This window comes from Sulfidibacter corallicola (assembly GCF_017498545.1).
Classification (GTDB): domain Bacteria; phylum Acidobacteriota; class Holophagae; order Acanthopleuribacterales; family Acanthopleuribacteraceae; genus Sulfidibacter; species Sulfidibacter corallicola.
Genome location: NZ_CP071793.1, coordinates 1448374 through 1467040, shown reverse-complemented (window position 1 = coordinate 1467040; position 18667 = coordinate 1448374). Strand labels below are relative to the sequence as shown.

The window sequence follows — 18667 nt, the reverse complement described above, 5'->3', positions numbered from 1 at the left end:
GAAGGAGAGGGCTCATGGAAGACATCGTGGAGGTCGTCGCCGGGGTTGCGGAGGCTGCGGTCGAGTTGGTGAAGGCCGCGGCGGAAACCTGTGGCGAGATGACCGGAGATACCGCGGATCTATTGGATGCAGCGCAACCATTGGAAGCGGTGGCCGATCTGGCCAAGGATCGCGACGAAGACAAACGGAACGAGGCCGCGAACATATCCGGCTTCGTGGGGCCGTGATGAGCCGACCGGAAGTGCGGTCGTTCGTCTATTGCGCTTTGACCCGATTTGCGTCATGCTTGGCCACGGATCGCACCAAGCCATTGGCCTTCAGGGCTTTGACATGGGTTTGGGACGCCCGGGTGTCCTGGCCGGATTGGATCCCGACGGTTGGCGAGCGTCCCTCGATTCAGGGCGCCGGCGCCTCCGTTCCGTTTTTTCGGCGACGTCACGCCAGGAAGGGTTTCCTTCCGGACGCGCACGGGTTCGGATTTCCTGGTGCGGCCACGGGGCAGGCAAAGGCCTTCGCGTCGTGAAGTGAACCCCTGGGATGCAACGGCCGATACGATCCACACGGTCCACGGCAGCGATCCGGAGGACTCGTTTCGAATGACCCGCATTTTTTGGATTGGCATTGATTAACCGGTGTAACGGGAAACGGATGGAGAAATTACCATGAAAAAAATACGCAACAAGTGGTCCTGCTGTCTTTTCGGGTGCCTGGGCACCTTCGTCATGTGCCTTCTGTTCATCGGCACCACGACCTGGTGGCTGACCAAAAAAGGCGAATTCGAAGTCAACGACACGATCTACTTTCCCGAATCCGAGATGTACGGGCAGATGACCATCAGCTCCGAGGACAAGGTGTTGGTGGACTTTTTGGTCGAGCAGATTCGCAAGCACAACACCCAGCAGAACCAGGCCATGGCGGAAGCCCTGCCGTGGCTCCCGATTCAGGATTGGAACGACGAGAAGGCCCGGAGCGACGTCGAGAAGATGCTGCCGATGTCCCTGGAATTCACGGCCATGACCTCGCGCGAAGAATTTGGTGTCGCCATCGGCATTTCCAACTACAACAACTTGGTTCGCATCATGTTCGGCGTGGCCAAGATGAGCATGCGCGGCGAGGGCCTCGTCGAAGAGTACCAGGGTCGCGAATTCCTGCGCCTCGCCGACGACCACAATCCGGACAACGCCTTCTTCATCGGCCTGCAAAACAGCATCATTTATTTCAGCAAGACCAGCGAGTACATGGGCCGCATGCTGACCAACCAGATCAAACGCGAAGAAATCTCGGCCATGGACAATCCCCTGGACGGTCTGAACCAGGATCATCCTTTTTATATGTATCTGATAGGAAACGCGATCCAACCGGATCTCCTCATCTGGCAGCGCAACACCGACGAGAACGCCTTCACCGACGAACAGGGCTTCCACATCTATGACACGGTCATTACGCGGGTCGCCGTGGACTTGCGCGTCGAGACCCAGGAAGCGCTTTCGGGCAATATTTTTGTAGACTGCACCCCATCGGAACAGGTAGAAAGCATGTTGCAGCAGTGGGGCGCCGATTTCAAGGAGCGCTTTGGCCCCACCCTCGAAGCACAGGTCATGGTGATCGAATCGGGCTACCGCGTGAGCTACCGCGTGACGGATCTGGATCGTCTCCTCGAGCAGGAGTATACGATCGACACGGAAACCGACGAAGCTCCGGCGCAGCCGCTCGAGGGAGAAGAAACCTCGGCACCCGCCGTGCCGGCCGAAGCGGAAAGCGGTGACACCGCAAACGAAACGTCCCAAGACCAAGGAAACTGAGACCGCCGGGCCGCGTCGACGAGCGGCGCGGCAGGATCGGGTCACACGGACCCGTATGGAATGGATGATGACAGAGGAACAAAAAAGCGGTCCCCAGAGACCGAAGCAGAGCGGCCAGTCCGGGCCGTCCGGCGCCAAAGGGGCGCGTAGAAACTATTTCAAGACATCGCTGAGCGGGATCGAGGATCGGGAATTGCCGGTCGTGGCGGTCATCGGTCAGCCCAACGTGGGCAAGAGTACCCTGTTCAACCGGTTGACCCGCTCGCGGCGCGCGATCATCGACCCGACCCCGGGCATGACGCGCGACCGGCTCTACGGGACCATTACGCGGGACAACGGAAGTTTCCGGTTGGTGGACACGGGCGGCATCGAAGAACGCTCGGACCTGATCGCGGAGATGATCAAGAATCAGACGCACCAGGCGATCGAAGAAGCCGAGGTGATCGTGTTCCTGGTCGACGGCAGGGCGGGCCTCAGCGCGGCCGACACCGAAATCGGCCAGGCGCTGCGCATGGTCAGCAAGCCGATCATCCTGTTCGTCAACAAGATGGAGGGCCGTGCGCCGGAGGACATCGACACCGATTTCTTCCGTTTCGGTTTCAACGAGATGCTGACCGGCACCGCGGCTCACGGCGAGGGTATCGACAACCTGCTGGAAGCGATCGATCGCCACCTCGAGGGCAAATGGCGCAAACCGCGCCAATCGGCGGAGGAACGGCCGGTCCGCCTGGCCATCATCGGCCGCCCCAACGCCGGCAAGAGTTCGCTGGTCAACAAGATGCTCAACGAGGAACGGGTGATGGTGAGCGACATCGCGGGCACCACGCGCGACCCCATCGACAGCTACCTCAACTACAAGAAAAAGACCTTCTGCCTGGTGGACACGGCGGGTATTCGCAAGCGGGGCCGCATTCAGGGCAGCCAGGAGAGTTTGTCGGTGCTGATGGCCAAACGCCAGGTGGAGGATGCGGACGTCATCGCGCTGCTGATCGATGCGTCGGCACCGGAGGCTGCCCAGGACGCGGCGATCGCGGGCATCGCGAACAAGGCCTTCAAGCCGGTGATCGTGGTGGTCAACAAGTGGGACCTGGTGGAAGACAAGGAAACCAACACGGTCAAACGTTTCGAAGAGCGCATTCGGCGGCGGCTCAAGTTCCTGGAAACGAGTCCGTTCGTGTTCATTTCGGCGCTGACGGGCCAACGCGTGACGCGGATTCTGGACCTGGCTACGGAGCTCCACGAGCGTGCCTCGCGCCGCGTGACGACGGGCGTCCTGAACCGCTTCGTGGAGGACGTCAAGACCAAGTACCGCGTCCCGCGGGCCAAGGGTCGCCACCTGAAGATTTTCTACATGACCCAGGTGGAAAGCAGCCCGCCGACGTTCGTGGCGGTCGTCAACACCAAGGAAGAGTTGCACTTCACCCAGGAGCGTTTTCTGATCAACCGCATCCGCGACGCCTTCGAACTGGAAGGTGTACCCATTCGGTTGATCGCCAAGCCCCGATCGGCAAAGGAGCGCGAAGACTGATCGTCGACGGCGTTCCCGCTTCTACGCGATGGGCTTCGCGGTACCTCGAAGCGATGATTTCCGAAGTCCCTGCAATTTCGAGAGGGGCGTCGTCGCAGTAGGTTGGGCAGGGCCGGTAAGGCCGCTGGCCCGACACGTCGAAGCGACGGCGGTTCAGTCCAGCGAACGGCAAAAGAGCGAAGCGGTGATCCCCGCCCCTCACTTCTCATCGAAGTCACGATCGCCGCAGTGCCCGCAACTCGAGAGAGACGGCAATTGCGGCACGATCACGCTTCGCTCCCGGCTCCACAGCTCACTCCGATTTGAGAGCGTGTTGGACACCGGGCTGGCTTACCTTCCCTGTTGTCTCTACCGGGCACCCCCCCCTCTTTCGCCTCCGGGGCTGCCGCCGAACCGTGTTGTCGCGGCACCCGCGTCTCACGAAAGATTGGAAGCCGCGTCCAAGATGTGGGACCATGGGAAGCTAATCGTTTTACCGGTATACCCCGGATTCGGAACCCCCTCGAACGGTGCCCCACCCCAGACCGCGGCGGCCGAACGGTTCCCGATCGAGCCCAGGGGACGGAGGACATGCACATGGCTCTGGACAATGGACGGCCCTTCGAGCTCGCGAAACGCCTGGGTTTCTTCATTTTGTGCTTGGCTTGCAGCTTGGCGTTCGCGGCCGGGGACCCGCAATCGGCCGGGCTGCCCAACGAGGACCTGCCGGCCCAACCCCATGGCGCCGCCCAGGCGGGGTTGATTCACTTCGCGGTCTGGCCTCCCGATATGGCCGCGGTCCAGGCCGAACGCTGGGAAGGCCTCGCCGCGATCCTCGCCCTCCAGGACGGCCTGGTCTCCGGCGGGAATCTGGTCCCCTTCACCGCCATGCGCCGCAAAATGAACGAGTATGGCATGTCCCTGGTCCAGCCGGTGACCCTGGCCACCAAGATCAAGACCAGCCGCGAATTGGGCGCCGATCACCTGCTCACCAGTCAGGTCGATGACCAACGCCTGATCTGGACCCTGTTGGACGTTCAGGAGGGCCGTGTCCTGGAGCACGGCATCGTGGGCATGCAATCCGGCTGGGAGGCGTTGCCCTACCTGCTGGCCGACGAAATCGGCCTGGCCACCGCCCGCGTCGAACCCTTCGATTTCTACCGGCTTTGGGCCTCCACCTACTTCGCCGACGACACCGAGGTCGCGCGCCGCATCATGGAACGCCTGACCCTGCACGACCGCGCCGGCTACGCCCTGCTCAACGAGTTCGTCGACCTGTTCGGCAATCCGTCCGAACAACTCGAAGATCCCCAGGATCTCATGTTGTGGCGCGACCGCTTCTTTCAAAAGGATTTCTACAGCGGGGCGCTCACGGCCAGCGCCGCCCTGCTGACCCAGCGCCACAATCCCAACGACCTGCTGGTGCACGCCCGCATCCTGATGGCCATGAACCAGGTGGATGAGGCCTGCAACTACATGCGCCAGGCCGAGTCGTTCGGCTTCCTGCGCAGCAAGGACGACCCCCTCTGGCAGCGTTGCCTGGATCACTGAGTCGCCACCCAGGCCGGGGGCCGGTCGGAATGTCGATGGTCCGGTACACCGGCCACTGGGTTTCAGGTCAGAAACCAATCGAAGCGACCTAGGTAGGTTCAACATCGATCATCGAGAGATTTTGAGGCCCAACTTATCCGCTTCGCTCTTTTACCACTCGATCTTGCGATGCGCGGATCGCTTCGACAAGTTCAGCCGGCGGCTGAACCTACCGGGCACCACGAATCTCTCGGCATTCGGGAACTCCAGGCGAATTTGTTTCAAGAGAGCCACGCACCAGCGGGCATACCCGGCTCAATTTCTAAAAAGAAACAACGTGAAGCGAGCCAGCATGCTGTTCCCGGCTGTCAGAGAGGGTCGTCGTGCCAGGTAGGTGCGACCGCTGGTCGCACATTCCGAAGCCGAATGCTCCAATGCTCCCGCAATGGGCTGTGCTTCTCTCTTTCAAGTCTCGAACCTGCGATGCGCGGATCGCTTCGACAAGTTCAGCCGGCGGCTGAACCTACCGGGCACCACGAATCTCTCGGCATTCGGGAACTCCAGGCGAATTTGTCTCAAGAGAGCTCATCCCCGAGTCTCGCCCGGCCCGCCAAAGTCGGTGAAAATCGCGTGCTTCGCATGTTCGCGAACGCCGTGCCCGTGCTAAAGTGTGCGCCGTTCTCCCCTTTTCCATATGCTGCAAAGGATGGTGCATTCGATGAATTCCACCAGGCAGGACCGGCCCGTCGTCACCGGCATCGGCATCAGCACGGCCGTGGGTATGGGTATCCCGGCCTTCACGGCCGCGCTGCTGCGCGGCGACCACGCCTTCGGGATCATGGCCCGCGACGGCCGGCAACGTGGCGAAACCCGCTTCATCGGTGCGGAACTTCCGGATTTCGACATGCCCGACGACCTCTCGCGCAAGCTTTGGCGCACCGCCACCCTATCCGGCAAAACCGCGCTGATCACGCTTCGCGAAGCCTGGCGCGACGCCCGCTTGGACGAGATCGGGCCCGATCGCATCGGCCTGGTGATCGGCGGTTCGAACGTCCAACAACGGGAGCTGGTGCTCACTCAGACGGCCTACGCCGATCGCCTCGCCTTTCTCCGTCCCACCTACGCCCTCAATTTCCTCGACAGCGACATCTGCGGCCTCTGCACCCAGCAATTCGGCATTCGGGGCTTCGCCCAAACGGTCGGCGGGGCCTCCGCCAGTGGCCAACTGGCGATCATCCGGGCCGCCGAGGCGGTCGCCTCGGGGCTGGTGGACGCCTGCATCGCGGTCGGTGCCTTGATGGATTGTTCCTACTTCGAGTGCGCCGGGTTTCGGGCACTGGGCGCCATGGGATCCGAGCGGTTCGCAAACGATCCCGACCGTGCCTGCCGCCCGTTCGACCGCCTGCGCGACGGCTTCATCTACGGCGAGGCCTGTGGCGTCGTCGTGATCGAACGCGCCGCATCGGCCGAAGCCCGCGGTGTCCGACCCCATGCCCACCTGGCGGGCTGGGCCGTCACCATGGACGCCAACCGCAATCCGGACCCTTCCTTCGACGGCGAACTCAGGGTGATTCGGCAAGCACTCGAAGGCGCACGCCTCGCACCGTCGGACATCGATTACGTCAACCCCCACGGCACCGGTTCCACCATCGGCGACGAAACCGAACTCGCGGCCCTCACCACCGCCGGACTCGGTCATGCCCCCCTGAACACCACCAAGTCGGTCACCGGTCACGGCCTGACGGCCGCGGGTGCCGTGGAAGTCATCGCCACCCTGGTACAGATGGATGCCGGTCGGCTCCACCCGTGTCGCAACCTGGAAGATCCGATCCGTCCGGATCTCGCCTGGGTCAGGGACGGGGCGCGACCCCACGACATGAGGCACGCCCTGAGCCTGAGCATGGGTTTCGGCGGTATCAACACCGCGCTGGTCATGCGGCACGCCGAGGCGGGCGCCCGCTGACGCCCGCGCCCGAAATCACTCGAAAGAGACCATCGGGTTGGCCGCCAGCTCCTGTCCGTTCAGGTAGCCGGAAAGGGAAAAGCCGGCCACCGGCAGATCGGATTCCACTTCCACGTAGCCGTAGAAGTTGGTGACATTCAGCAGCGTCTGCAGGAGGCCCAGCAATTTGTTGCCCGGCTGCAGCGTGGCCGTGCCCGCCGCGGTGCCGCCCTCGTGGTTGTAGACCCGGATCGTGATGTTGGCCGGCGCCGAGTTGGGATTGATGACCGAGATGCCCGTGAACATGGCGGGCAGGTTGGCGAAAGCCGTCGGCTGGCTGACACTGCCGCTGATCACGAACGGGAAGTAGAATTTTTTGCTGGTATTGGGCGTGGCCTGGAAGCCCGCCAAGCTGCGGTTGTCCAGGGTGCCGAACAACTCCATTCCGGCCAGCGAGGTGGACTCGGACAGACCCAACACCATGAACCACGAGGTGCCGGTGGGCACCAGCGAGTCACCCGTCACCGCCAACAACTTGCCGAAGGGCCCGATGTTCACCACCTGATTGGCCAGCGTCTGGCCCTGGTCGTTGAACGAGAGGAAGTTGACCGCGCTGCTTTCACCCGTGAGGTTGACGATCGAGTATCCGGTCCAGAAGGTGGAAGTATCCGCCGCCACGTGAGTGAACAACAGGTTGCGTCCACTGGTGGCGTCCATGATCAGTCCCGCCGATTGGGCCGCATCCTTGCGACCGAAGATCTCGGCGCCCGTCATGTTGTGTTCGAGCACCTTCTCGGCGGTGAGATCGAAATTGACGAAAAAGCCCCAGAGCCCGCCCACCTGGCTGACGTCGGGGAAGGTCCCGTAGAGATCCTGTTCGAAGTCGAAGGCGAGCCCGTTGTTGATCGTATTGACCGCGACGGTCCAGGGCTGATCCAGGTTGTCCAGGTACAGCACGTTGGAGGGCGTGTCGACCACGTTGGCGACGGCGCCGACGGTCCAGAAATTGGCGCCCGTGGCGACGTGGGGAATGAACATGCCGTTGGCGATGAAGCGCGTGGCGGGAATCAGCGACCAACTGCTGCCGTCGCTGGTCATGTGCATGTAACTGCCCACGATCTGGTTGTCGGCCTCGACCTTGATCCAGTGATCACCGGCCTCGGAGAACCCGAACGTCGAGGCGTGCGGATTCAGGCTGAATTGGGTACTGGCCGTGGCGGTGCCGTTGGCGGCGTACCAGGTCACGGTTCCGCTGACGGTCTGGCCGGTGACGTTGGTAATGGTGAAGGTGTTGTTGTAATTCAGGCCATAGCGCTCGAAGGGCGCGGTAAACGGATAGTAGAGCGTCGTCGCGGTCGCCTGCCCGCCCGTGTCGCTGCCGCCCGTACCGATGCCCACGTTGCCGAACGCGGTGCTGACGGTGTTCCGCTCGGCGTCCCCGTAGAGGTCGCCGGCGGCACGCTCGGCCGCCGCCCGGGCATCCACGAACTCGCTGTTGCGGGTCAGGTAATTGGTCAAGGCGCGGTGCATGATCTGAATCGCCTTGTCGCGGCCGATGGCCTGGGCGATCTGGTAGTAGGCCTGGTTGATGATGCCGCTGTTGATGTGGACCCCGCCGTTGTCGAAGTTGGCCTGGAGGTTCTGGAACTGGTTCATATGGCTCGGCTGCCAGCCGTTGCTGCCCTGAGCCAGGCCCTGACTGGGATCGGACATGGACCGCAGGGCGGGCGCACCGAACACTTCCTGGATGGTGATCGCCTCGCCGATCAGCCAGTTGGCGTCGTCATGGGTGGTGGCGTACATGTCGGAGAACGATTCGTTCAGTGCGCCGGACTGGAATTGGTAGATCAGGTTCGCGGAGGAGGAGGTAATCGCGTGACAAATTTCGTGCGTGGCGAAATCCAGCGCGAAGGCCCAGTTGCGGGTGATCTGGCCGCCGTCCCCGAAAACCAGCTCGCGATTGTTCCAATAGGCGTTGTCGAATCCCTGGTTGGGATCCTGCCGGAAATTGACGAAGATGCGCATGGCCGAACCGTTGCCGTCGTAGCTGTTGCGGTTGAAGGTGCTCTGCAGCCAATCGTAGGTCTTGCTCATCAGGTAGGCGACGGCACCGGCCGCATGGGTCTCGGTGGCGTCGTTGAAAACCATGTCGCCGTTGGGATCCTTGGAAACCCCGATCGGCTGGTTGGTGTGGTTCGATTCCAGAACGTAGATGGTGCCGGCGAGGGTATTGGTATCCAGGTTACCGGGGAACATGGCCTTGGAAGTGTTGATCAGCAGGATCTCGCCGTTCGAGTTGTAACCGCTGACGGTGGCGGTCTGATCGCCGGCCAACGTCGGGAACACGGTGCAGTTGACGGCGGCGCGTTTGCGCGCTTCCGCTTCGTTTTCAGGCGAGCCGAGCAGGTCGCCCGGTGCGACGGGAGGATGATCGAGAATGTGGGCAGGCTCTTTGTCGACCGCGTGAGGATTCCAATTGCAAATGTTATCGATACGATTCACGATCGATCCATCTGCAGCGTCCACATAGACTTCCGTGTGCAGTGGATTGATGCCTTTGGCCCGGACTTCGACTCGATAGACCAGCCGTGGCTCGGCGACCTGCCAGTCGTAGATCATCAATCGGGTCTCCGTTTCGTGCCGCACCCGCGGATTGACCGCTGCGATCGCCGCCGCCACCGCCTGGCGATCGGTGATCGCGGCTTTGGCGTGGGACAAGCCCGCCGAACGGACGTTGCCGTTGACCATTTCGACCTGGCCGGCGCGGTTGAGATGCACCATCACCTGGGCCGGCCACACTTCGAGATCGCCGCGATAGAGATTGAGCCGTACGTGACTGAACCCCAATTCGTCGCGGGTCACGTCGGCGACCACGAACCGTTCCTCGGTGGCCAGCTTGTACAGGGCCCGGTGGCGTTCGAGGAAGGCGATCGCGAGTTCCTCGGGTTTGGCGTCACTGGGCTCGCTCAGGACGCCGGTCATGAAGCGGGGGGTCGCGAAATCCGGGTGCATCTGAAAGCGGAACGGCGTTCCCCGGGTCTTGCTGGCCAGCGCCAGGTGGGCCAAATCGCGATCGAGGGAAATGACCTGGGATTGCGCCTGTTGCAACAGGCCCTGGGCGTTCACGGGTTGAAAAGCCTGGCCGTTGTGATTCAACTGAGCCAGGACCGGAGCCGAGAGCAACAGCAACGACATGGCGAGCCATACGATGTGTCGACGGTTTCCAACGCACCCGCTCGATCGATGGGACCCCAAGGATCCGAGATCGGCCGCAATCGTGGTGACGGGTCCTCTTCGAAGGTCGAGACCCGCATGGACATGACGAAAAACCATACCTAACCACCTAAAATAATCTCTATCCAGAATCGAAGTTTTTTGGAACGAATCGCCTGGACGACGCACCGTCCCCCCTCTAGGTAAGTGACCGGCGCCGGGCATCGGGTTTCAGCCAATTCTCCAAAGGTCCGTCCTTGGCCCAAACCCGCCCCCAGAAACCGGTCGTCCGGCCCAACCCGTCGACATGCCCGATTCCGGGCACTTCCCCGTTCAGGGTGGGCGTTGGCGTGCACATTACGGAAGTCGGTGCTCGAACACCGGAATCGAGGTATCCGCCACCGAGGGCAACCAGGCCCGCGCTGCGGTTACCGCCAAGAATTTCGAGAAAGGGATTCTTTCGAAGAGATGTGCGTCGTTGAGGGGACGAGGATGAGACAGGCTGGGGCACGGAGAGACCTTCGCCTGAACGGAACCCTTGTCCGCGAAGATGTTCGGCATGACGGTGCGAGAGAAAGTCGGCTACATTTGAAAAGAATGAATGTCTCTACCTTAAAATCGGAGAACGAGTGCTGTCAACCTTTGCGGCCTCTCTTTTTCACACCCGGCCGATCATTCCCAAATGAAAGAACCGTCACCAAACCGCAAAAAATCAACCCCGATTAAATTCAAAACCGGGGCATTCGTCGGTCTCTTTGTCATTTTCGAGGCGTATTTCAGACATTTTCCCAAGAAATCTTACGTGAGCATCGTTACAAAGCCGTCTGTACCGAGACATAATTGCAAAAAAAGCACAGCCACGTGAGGCCGATCACTGAGTCCCAACCCTTGATCCAGGCCGTTCGGCATCCTGATATCTTCGTCGTACGAGGCTATTTGCGCTTCGGTAATTTGGGGGGGAGGTAGACCTTTGGTCCGCTCGATGCGCGCGCTTGTTTGTATTTTTTTCGCTTGCTCCACTACGTTGGCGTGGTCCAACGATTTCCAGGTAGTGGATATAGATATTTCCAACCAGGATCTCGGCCGTGTGGCCGAAAATGTTTCATTTGAAGAAGAATTACATATTCATGGTTTTGAATTTGGCCTCAATCGTTCACTGGACAGTTTGGAACTTACCCGCTTCGAAGTATTTGCACCCGACGCCCAACTGATCGTCCACACCGATGCCGGCGAAATCCGCGAGCCCATGCCGGGTCACCGTTATTTCAAAGGGCAGATCGCGGGCGAACCGAATTCCTACGCGTTTCTGTCGGTACGGGAGCAGGGCGGCGTTCGCGGCCTGGTGACTCGAGGCGGTCGCTACTGGGTCCTGGACGACGGAGGCGACGCCCAACGCCGCGGCCAGAGCCTGGGTTATCGCGAGGTATCCGGCGACGAGATTCTGGCGGGCAACGAAAATGGTTATGCGTGCGGTACCGACGACATCGCGGTTCCCGCCGACAAACGGAACGCCGGGCCCGACCACGAAGTACCGGGCAACCAACCGAGCCTGGGCAAACGCGGCGGCGCCTACTTCGCCACGATCGCCGTCGAAACCGACTACGAGTATTTTCAAATGTTCGGCAACCGCCAGGACGCGCTGGACTACATCGGCGATATCTTCGGTTACCTGAGCGGCATCTACGAACGCGACGTCAACACCGCGTTGGTGGTCGGCGACGTATCCATTTGGGAGACGAGCAGCGACCCCTGGTCAGCCACGTCAACCAGTTGCGGCCTTTACGAATTCGGGAAGTATTGGAACGACAATCATTCCGGAACCACCCGAACCATCGCGCACTTCATGAGCGGCAAACGCAGCGGTGGCGGCATCGCCTGGGTTGGCGTCCTGTGCCGGGGCGGCTTCAACTACCCGAAAGGAAGTTGCTCCATTTCCGGCAACGCCACCGACAACTACGGCGGCGCCTATGGGCTGAGCGGCTCCTTGAACGGAAACTTCAACATCGACAACCCCCAAGTCCTCTGGGACACGGTGGTGGTCGCCCACGAGATCGGCCACAACTTCAATTCTCCCCACACCCACTGTTACGGCGGCATCGGCGGCAACAGCGAACCGATCGACAAGTGCTATGGCTCGCAAAGCGGCTGTTACAGCGGAGCCGCATCGCTGCCCTGCGGCCAGACCGGCGCCGGATGCGGCACCATCATGAGTTACTGTCACCTGCTCAGCGGCGGCATTCGCAACATCGCGATGAATTTCGGCGTGAATCACGCCCACGGGGTGGAGCCCCAACGGGTCGCCTCACGCATGAGCGATCACGTCGTCAGCCGCGCGAGCAGCAATCCCTCCTGCCTGCCCCAGGCCTGCGACCTGCCGTCGATCAGCGTGCATCCCCTGCAACAAGCCGCCTGCGAAGGCGGTAACCGAACCTTGACCGTGACCGCCTCCGGCAGCGGTTTGAGCTACCAGTGGTACAAGGACGGTCAGCCGATCGCCAACGCCACCTCGGCCAGCCTGTCCCTCCCCAATCTACAGGTCAGCCAGTCCGGCAACTACTCCTGCACGGTCTCCAACGGTTGCGGCTCGGTCCAATCCAATTCGGGTTTCTTGACGGTCTACCAATCCGTCAGCATCGCGACCCAGCCGGTCTCGCAAAACAGTTGTACCGGCCAGAACGTCACCCTGAGCGTGGACGCGGACGGCAGCGGCCTGACCTACCAATGGCGCAAGAACGGCCAGGTCATGGCGGGACAGACTTCCGCGAACCTGCACCTCAGCAACCTCACCCTGGCCGACGCGGGCAACTACGACTGCCTGGTCACCGGCCACTGTAATGCGGTCACCACCTCGGCCGTGTCGCTCAGCGTCGGCGAAGGGGTCGCGATCACCAGCCACCCCCAGGGCACCCAAGTCTGCACCGATGCCTCGATCTCCTTCTCGGTCGCGGCAACCGGCTCGTCGCTGTCCTATCAGTGGCGCCGAAACGGCCAGAATATCCAGGGCGCCAACACCGCGACCCTGAACCTCACGAACGTTCAGCCGGGGGACCTCGGCAGTTACTCCTGTGTCGTCAGCAATTCCTGTAACGAGGTCACCTCTTCCAGCGCCTTTCTGACCGTGCTGGATCGGCCGCTGATCACGGGCCAGCCCGAGGGTCAAACCATCTGTCAGTGGCAAGACGTGACCCTGAGCGCGACGGTCAACGAAACCGGGTTCACCTATCAATGGCGCAAGAACGGCCAGAACATTCCGGGCGCGACCTCCCGAATCTTGGAACTGAACCGGGTGGAGCCCGAAGATGCCGGCGCCTACGATCTCGTGGTGTCGTCCGAATCGTGCGGCTCGGCGACGTCCAGCGTGGCCGTGGTCCTGGTTCGCGACCTGCCGCGCTTCACCCTGGAGCCCCAGAGTTCCTCCCAATGTCTGGGAGACGTCGTGACGTTGCGGGCCGACGCCACCAGCAGCGAAGAGATCGTGTACATGTGGCGGTTCAACGGTAACGACCTGCCCAACACCAACTCGAACACCCTGTCGGTCAACCTGGACTCGCCGGACAAGGCGGGTCGCTACGAGTGTACCGCGCGCAACGCCTGCGGCCTGATCCGTTCCCGCGAAGTGACCCTCACCCTCGACGGCGAGTTGGGTGTCACGCTTTCGCCACCCGTGATCGCCCAGGGTCTCTTGCCGATCACCCTGCGTTCCAACATTTCGTGCTTCAGCGATTCGTTGAACGTGACCTGGTACAACATGAACGACGGCAGTGTCTTGGGCACGGGCAACACCGACTACGCATTCTCGGGACGTCTCGCCGAAACCACCTTGGTCGAGATCGAGGTAGAGCAGCCCTCCGCGGGCAGCACCGTCAGCGATCAGGCACTGGTGCTCGTCTCGGAGAACAGCGCCTTCGACGACCTGGACGGCGACGGGTGCAACACCATGGCCGACCTGTGGATGTTGGCCGAAGAGTGGCGCAACACCTACGTGGGCGACCCCAACGGCGACGGCTTCATCGACGTATTGGATTACCAGTACATCAACACCGACGATTCCTATCCCTGCGACAACTGATTCGCGCGGGTGCGGACGCCAAAAGCGCGACGCGCCCGTCCTTCCCACGAACGAGGCAAGCGAAAGCGGCCGATGCCCAGTGCATCGCGCCGCTTTTTTCGTTGGGCGAAGGCGGGCTAACCGCCCCTGAGTCGTTGCTCAGGCCGGGGCTCGGTTTTCGGATGGGTAACTAATCGAAGCGAATCGCGTGGGCCTTCCCGCATTTACGAGAGCGGCGTCGTTGCAGTAGGTTGGGCACGGCCGGTATGGCTGCCAGCCCGACACTTCGAAGCGGCCCAGTCTTCGCAAAATCGAGCTGGAAAAGAGCGAAGCAGATTGGTCGCGTCCCTGGATTTCTCGACCATCGTTTTTGATCTGAGCAGGCTCGCTTGGATGACCCGTGGCCAAGGTAAGTATCGGCTTCGCTCTTTGGCGGGACTCTTCTCTGTTACACACGTCACCTTCGAAGTGTCGGCCCAGCGGGCCAACCTACCGCGACGACGGCTCTCTCGAAGATCCGGGTACCTTGGACTATGTCACTCCGACAAGTTCAGCGGGCCGCTGAACCTACCGGGCACGACGTCTCTCTCCAAGATGCGGGCACTCCGAGAGGAACGATTTCGAAGTGTCGGCCCAGCGGGCATACCTACCGCGACGACGGCTCTCTCGAAGATCCGGGTACCTTGGACTATGTCACTCCGACAAGTTCAGCGGGCCGCTGAACCTACCGGGCACGACGTCTCTCTCCAAGATGCGGGCACTCCGAGAGGAACGACTTCGACGTGTCGGCCCAGCGGGCATACCGCCCGTGACCAACCTACCGCGGCGACGGCTCTCTCCAAGATGCGGGTACCTTGGACTATGTCACTCCGACAAGTTCAGCGGGCCGCTGAACCTACCGGGCATGGCAACCATCTCCAAGATGCGGGCACTCCCGATGTACGCACTTCGAAGTGTCGGCCGGGCCGGCTTGCCGCCCCTGCTGAACCTTTGCCGCCGCAGGCCTCCGAGCATGACAGGTGACATTTTCAAAGAAAGATGGGGAAATGACGGCTCGGAAAACCGAGCCGTCGTGGAGGCGACTACTCGCCGGATTGACTCGCCGCCTGATCTACCGGATCGATGGCCAGGTAGAAGAAGTCCAGAACGTCGATCGACCCGTCGTCGTTGGGATCCAGCGCGTAATCGGTGTTCCAGTGCGTCGCCAAGGACCACCAGTCGGCCAGGGTGTTCATGCCGTCGCCGTTGTAGTCGCGGAACGCGTCCTGGGCGGGCACCAAAAGCATCGCTTGGCGCAGGAGGGTACCCGATTCCCCGGCGGCCGTCACTTCCAAGCCAATCGCATGGCGGCCCGGCTCCGCGCTTTGAACGAGCAGGTAATTACCTTCTTCGCTGGCGGTAACCTGTTCCGGAACGATCCACCGGGTGCTGTCGTCCGCGCGTTCGCAGGATAGCCAATAGGAGAAGGTGGAAGGTCGCAAACCCAGGCTCTGAACCGGAGGGGTCAGCACGACGCGATCCTCCTCGGACGGCGTTTCGAGCAGGACCTCGATGGCCTGGCTCGTCGAGGTGCCGCAGTCGTTGGAAGCCTCGCGGGTGTAGGAACCGGCGTCCGAGAGATCGAGGTCGGTCAGCACCAGGGTCGCCATGGTCGCGCCCTCGATCGGAACGTCGTCCTTGAACCACTGGAAGGCCATCGGTTGCGATCCCGTGACCGGAATCTGGAGTTCCAGGTTGTCGCCGATGCAAGCCTGCAAGCGCGAAGGTGGCCGCAGGTGACCCGGTGCGCTACAGCCGATCAGGAGTTTCATGACCCACATGTTGTAGGATCCGGTCGGGGCGGGTTGCACCGTGCCCGCGGTCACCGGCATGTCGCCACGGGTGAACCCGGCCAGAACCGGATTTTCGTCCGTTGTCACGGCGAGCCCATCGGCATAATCCTCGTCCGCGCCGCCGATGTAGGTGGCGTAGACCTGATTGCCGTCCTGATCCAGTTCCACCAGCAAGGCGTCTCGCAGGCCGTTGAAGGTGGTGTCGAAGGCATCCTCGGACAGGGCGAATTCGTTGGACGACGTGTCCAGCGACACAAAGATCCGCCCGGTCCCGGTTACCGCGATATCGCGGGCCTCTTCCGATCTGTTACCGCCAAGACACTGGTTCCAGACCAGGCCGCCGTTCTCGGGATCGACTCGAACCACAAAGGCCCGGTCCAGGTAATTGGTTTCACCGCAAGGCTCCCCGGAACCCCCGATGTACTGGGTGTTTCCGGTCAGATACACGCTGGTCTCGCCATCCAGGGCGAGATCCACGATTTCATCCTGATCGCCGTGGTCACTCCCCAACAACAAGCCGTACTCCATCGTTTCCCAGGAGGGCGAGAGCTTCAGAAACCAGCCATCGTTTTCGTAGAGGGTTCCCACGATCTGGGTATGAGGAAAATTGTCGCCATAGAACGTCGTCCCCGCCATGTAGACGGCACCCGAAGCGTCCAGTGCAACGCTGGAGGCCAGGTCGCCTCCATCACCGAATCCCAGATGGGTGCCTTTCAGAATGGTCGAGCCGTCGGACGAGATCAGCATCAGGACCGGTCCAGAACCCGAACGGGTTCCGGTAAACACGCCAGGTGTCACCGGCCAGTTGAAACCACGGCCGGCTATGAGCGCGTTGCCCTCACCGTCGACTGTCAGGTCGCGGACCTCTCCCCGCGCTTCGCCCAGGAAGGTGCTGTAGTCCAAATTGGTACCGTCGGCGCTCAGCTTCGCCACGAAGATGTCCTCGCGGTCCTCTTCGGGCGGCGTAGGGTCGATGACACCGTCGGTGGTCGGAAAATCGGTGGAGCGGACATTGCCGGTGACGATCACCCGACCATCGGGAGCGACGGCGATGGCCTGCCCGAAATCCCAGGCGTTCCCACCGAGATAGGTGGAGAACAGCAGTTGCGAGCCGTCCGAACTCAGCTTGCTGACGACGATGTCGTAAGTATTCGCGAGATCCGATTGATAGGCACCCTCAGAGGTAGGAAAATCCGGGGCTCTGGATTGGCCCAACAGGTACACGGCACCGGTTTCGTCCACGGCGACGTCCGCAGTGGACTCGTCCCCATACATCTCGAGCACCGTACTGAAGGGCGATGTCCCGAAGGACGCGTCGAGCCGCGTAACAAACCAATGATCGCCTTCCGTGGTGCCGAACTGGGTGCCCCAATCGCGATTGGTGGGATACTCCGTCGACCGCGTTTCTCCGACCACGACGATCTCGCCTTGGCTCATGGCGGCGATACCATAGGGAATGTCGAGGTCGTCACCGCCCAACCAGGTCGCCGCCAAAAGATTGGCACCGGCAGCATCGAAGCGACAGACAAAGCCCTCGTTACGCCCTTCCGATACGGTGTCGAACGCGCCGGCCGGCACGGGAAGGGTTCCGTTTTGGCTTCTCGTCTGACCGGCCAGGATCACTTGGCCGGCTTCGTCCACCAGCAGTGCTTGGCCCACGGAATTGCCCTGGGCCACCACGCCGGTCGCGTAAACCACCTCCGATGCGTCCGAGGTGACCTTCATGACAAATGCGGATTGACCATACATTTCTTGCAGAAAGGCGCCAGGCGTCGTTGCGAAGCCGTCGCTGGCCTGTCCGGTCAGGAACAGGTGGCCATCGGAACCCAGGGCCATATCGAACACCTTCGCAAAGGGGTCGGGAATTCCCCGGAAGGCGGTAATCTGGCTTCCCTCCGCGTTCAGGCGGTAGATCCAGGCGGTCGGCCCGCCGCGCTTGGCGCTGCCATTGGGGAATGCCGAACTCGCCGAGGTCCCGCTCAGCCGACGCCTGCTAGAATGGTTTCACCCTTTTACAAACTTTCAAAGGATCCGAAATGTATCACCGCAACGCCACGCGCATCGTCCGTACCTTGATCATCTGCTTCCTCACGCTGGCCCTCGCCGCCCAGCTCCATGCCGCCGACGCTGACGACTCCAGCTTCGACAAAGCGCTCGAAAAGCATTTGGCCGCCGTTCGCGATAAAAACTTCGACAATCTGGTGGCGACCCTGCCCGACAAGGGCGAACTGATCCTGATCCTGCCCAGCGGTCAGAAATCGGACACCGCCGAAGCCTACAAAACCATGCACAAGAGCTGGTTCGCTCAAAGCGGCTGGACCATGAAACACGAGGTCCTCAAAAAACACCGATCCCAGGGCATGGGCTACGCACTGGTCAAGTCCGATTATCACGAGGCCGACCGCGGCGGCAAACCCTATCACAACCAGTTGTTTGTCTCGTTGATCTTTCGCCGGACCGAGAAGGGCTGGGTGTTGGTTTTCGATCAGTGCACCAAAATCCCCGCCGAACCGAGCAAGGGCTGACCCGGCGAGGAAACCACAGAAAACGACCGAAAGGACGTCCTCGAAACCGAGCTGGCCGCCCACCTCGATGGTTCGCGATTCTTATGGGAGCCTGCTGGACCGAATGGGTGACCCGGCGTCACCGCGCGACGAGCGAAACAGAACAAAATGGAGCTTCGCGAATAAAAACCTGAAGTGAAAGAATGCAGCTACATTCTCTGCAATTCACGTCTTCAAAAAATATGTAAATCATTTTCCGAGAACTCACGCCCTAGAAAGAAAAGGCGGC

The 18667-nt window shown here is 61.4% G+C and carries 9 protein-coding genes; 7 read left to right on the top strand and 2 right to left on the bottom strand.

The window, feature by feature from the left end:
• Positions 1-14: 14 nt before the first annotated feature.
• The 5 genes from J3U87_RS04285 to J3U87_RS04265 all read left to right on the top strand — a co-directional run bounded on the left by J3U87_RS04285 (position 15) and on the right by J3U87_RS04265 (position 6802).
• Entirely contained in the window at positions 15-227 is a 213-nt protein-coding gene (locus J3U87_RS04285; protein WP_237381796.1) for a hypothetical protein, read from the top strand.
• A 435-nt stretch (positions 228-662) separates the two neighbouring features.
• Positions 663-1802 carry a hypothetical protein gene (locus J3U87_RS04280; RefSeq protein WP_237381795.1) on the top strand — a complete coding sequence of 380 codons (1140 nt, stop codon included), beginning with the start codon at positions 663-665 and terminating at the stop codon, positions 1800-1802.
• A 67-nt stretch (positions 1803-1869) separates the two neighbouring features.
• A complete protein-coding gene (gene der, locus J3U87_RS04275; RefSeq protein WP_237381794.1) occupies positions 1870-3330 on the top strand; it encodes a ribosome biogenesis GTPase Der in 1461 nt (486 codons plus the stop codon).
• Positions 3331-3906: 576 nt separating this feature from the next.
• Entirely contained in the window at positions 3907-4860 is a 954-nt protein-coding gene (locus tag J3U87_RS04270) for a hypothetical protein (RefSeq protein WP_237381793.1), read from the top strand.
• Between the two features lie 697 nt (positions 4861-5557).
• Entirely contained in the window at positions 5558-6802 is a 1245-nt protein-coding gene (locus tag J3U87_RS04265) for a beta-ketoacyl synthase N-terminal-like domain-containing protein (RefSeq protein ID WP_237381792.1), read from the top strand.
• A gap of 15 nt (positions 6803-6817) precedes the next feature.
• Here the strand turns inward: J3U87_RS04265 and J3U87_RS04260 are convergent, their stop codons facing one another.
• Positions 6818-9976, bottom strand: a complete 3159-nt coding sequence (locus J3U87_RS04260; RefSeq protein WP_237381791.1) for a M4 family metallopeptidase — start codon at positions 9974-9976, stop codon at positions 6818-6820.
• Positions 9977-11159: 1183 nt separating this feature from the next.
• On the opposite strand from J3U87_RS04260, the gene J3U87_RS04255 reads away from it, so the two are divergent.
• Positions 11160-14063: an immunoglobulin domain-containing protein gene (locus tag J3U87_RS04255; protein WP_237381790.1), complete on the top strand. Its 2904-nt coding sequence runs from the start codon at positions 11160-11162 to the stop codon at positions 14061-14063.
• Between the two features lie 1061 nt (positions 14064-15124).
• Here the strand turns inward: J3U87_RS04255 and J3U87_RS04250 are convergent.
• Positions 15125-17710: a hypothetical protein gene (locus tag J3U87_RS04250; protein ID WP_237381789.1), complete on the bottom strand. Its 2586-nt coding sequence runs from the start codon at positions 17708-17710 to the stop codon at positions 15125-15127.
• Positions 17711-17910: 200 nt separating this feature from the next.
• On the opposite strand from J3U87_RS04250, the gene J3U87_RS04245 reads away from it, so the two are divergent.
• Positions 17911-18399 (top strand): YybH family protein, encoded by a 489-nt coding sequence (locus J3U87_RS04245; RefSeq protein ID WP_237381788.1) that lies wholly within the window; start codon positions 17911-17913, stop codon positions 18397-18399.
• Positions 18400-18667: the final 268 nt, after the last annotated feature.

Bases quoted from the DNA above. Each gene is read 5' to 3' on its own strand.
- J3U87_RS04285 (WP_237381796.1), top strand. From the start codon at position 15: ATGGAAGACATCGTGGAGGTCGTCGCCGGGGTTGCGGAGGCTGCGGTC.
- J3U87_RS04280 (WP_237381795.1), top strand. From the start codon at position 663: ATGAAAAAAATACGCAACAAGTGGTCCTGCTGTCTTTTCGGGTGCCTG.
- der (WP_237381794.1), top strand. From the start codon at position 1,870: ATGACAGAGGAACAAAAAAGCGGTCCCCAGAGACCGAAGCAGAGCGGC.
- J3U87_RS04270 (WP_237381793.1), top strand. From the start codon at position 3,907: ATGGCTCTGGACAATGGACGGCCCTTCGAGCTCGCGAAACGCCTGGGT.
- J3U87_RS04265 (WP_237381792.1), top strand. From the start codon at position 5,558: ATGAATTCCACCAGGCAGGACCGGCCCGTCGTCACCGGCATCGGCATC.
- J3U87_RS04260 (WP_237381791.1), bottom strand. From the start codon at position 9,976: ATGTCGTTGCTGTTGCTCTCGGCTCCGGTCCTGGCTCAGTTGAATCAC.
- J3U87_RS04250 (WP_237381789.1), bottom strand. From the start codon at position 17,710: ATGGCCCTGGGTTCCGATGGCCACCTGTTCCTGACCGGACAGGCCAGC.
- J3U87_RS04245 (WP_237381788.1), top strand. From the start codon at position 17,911: ATGTATCACCGCAACGCCACGCGCATCGTCCGTACCTTGATCATCTGC.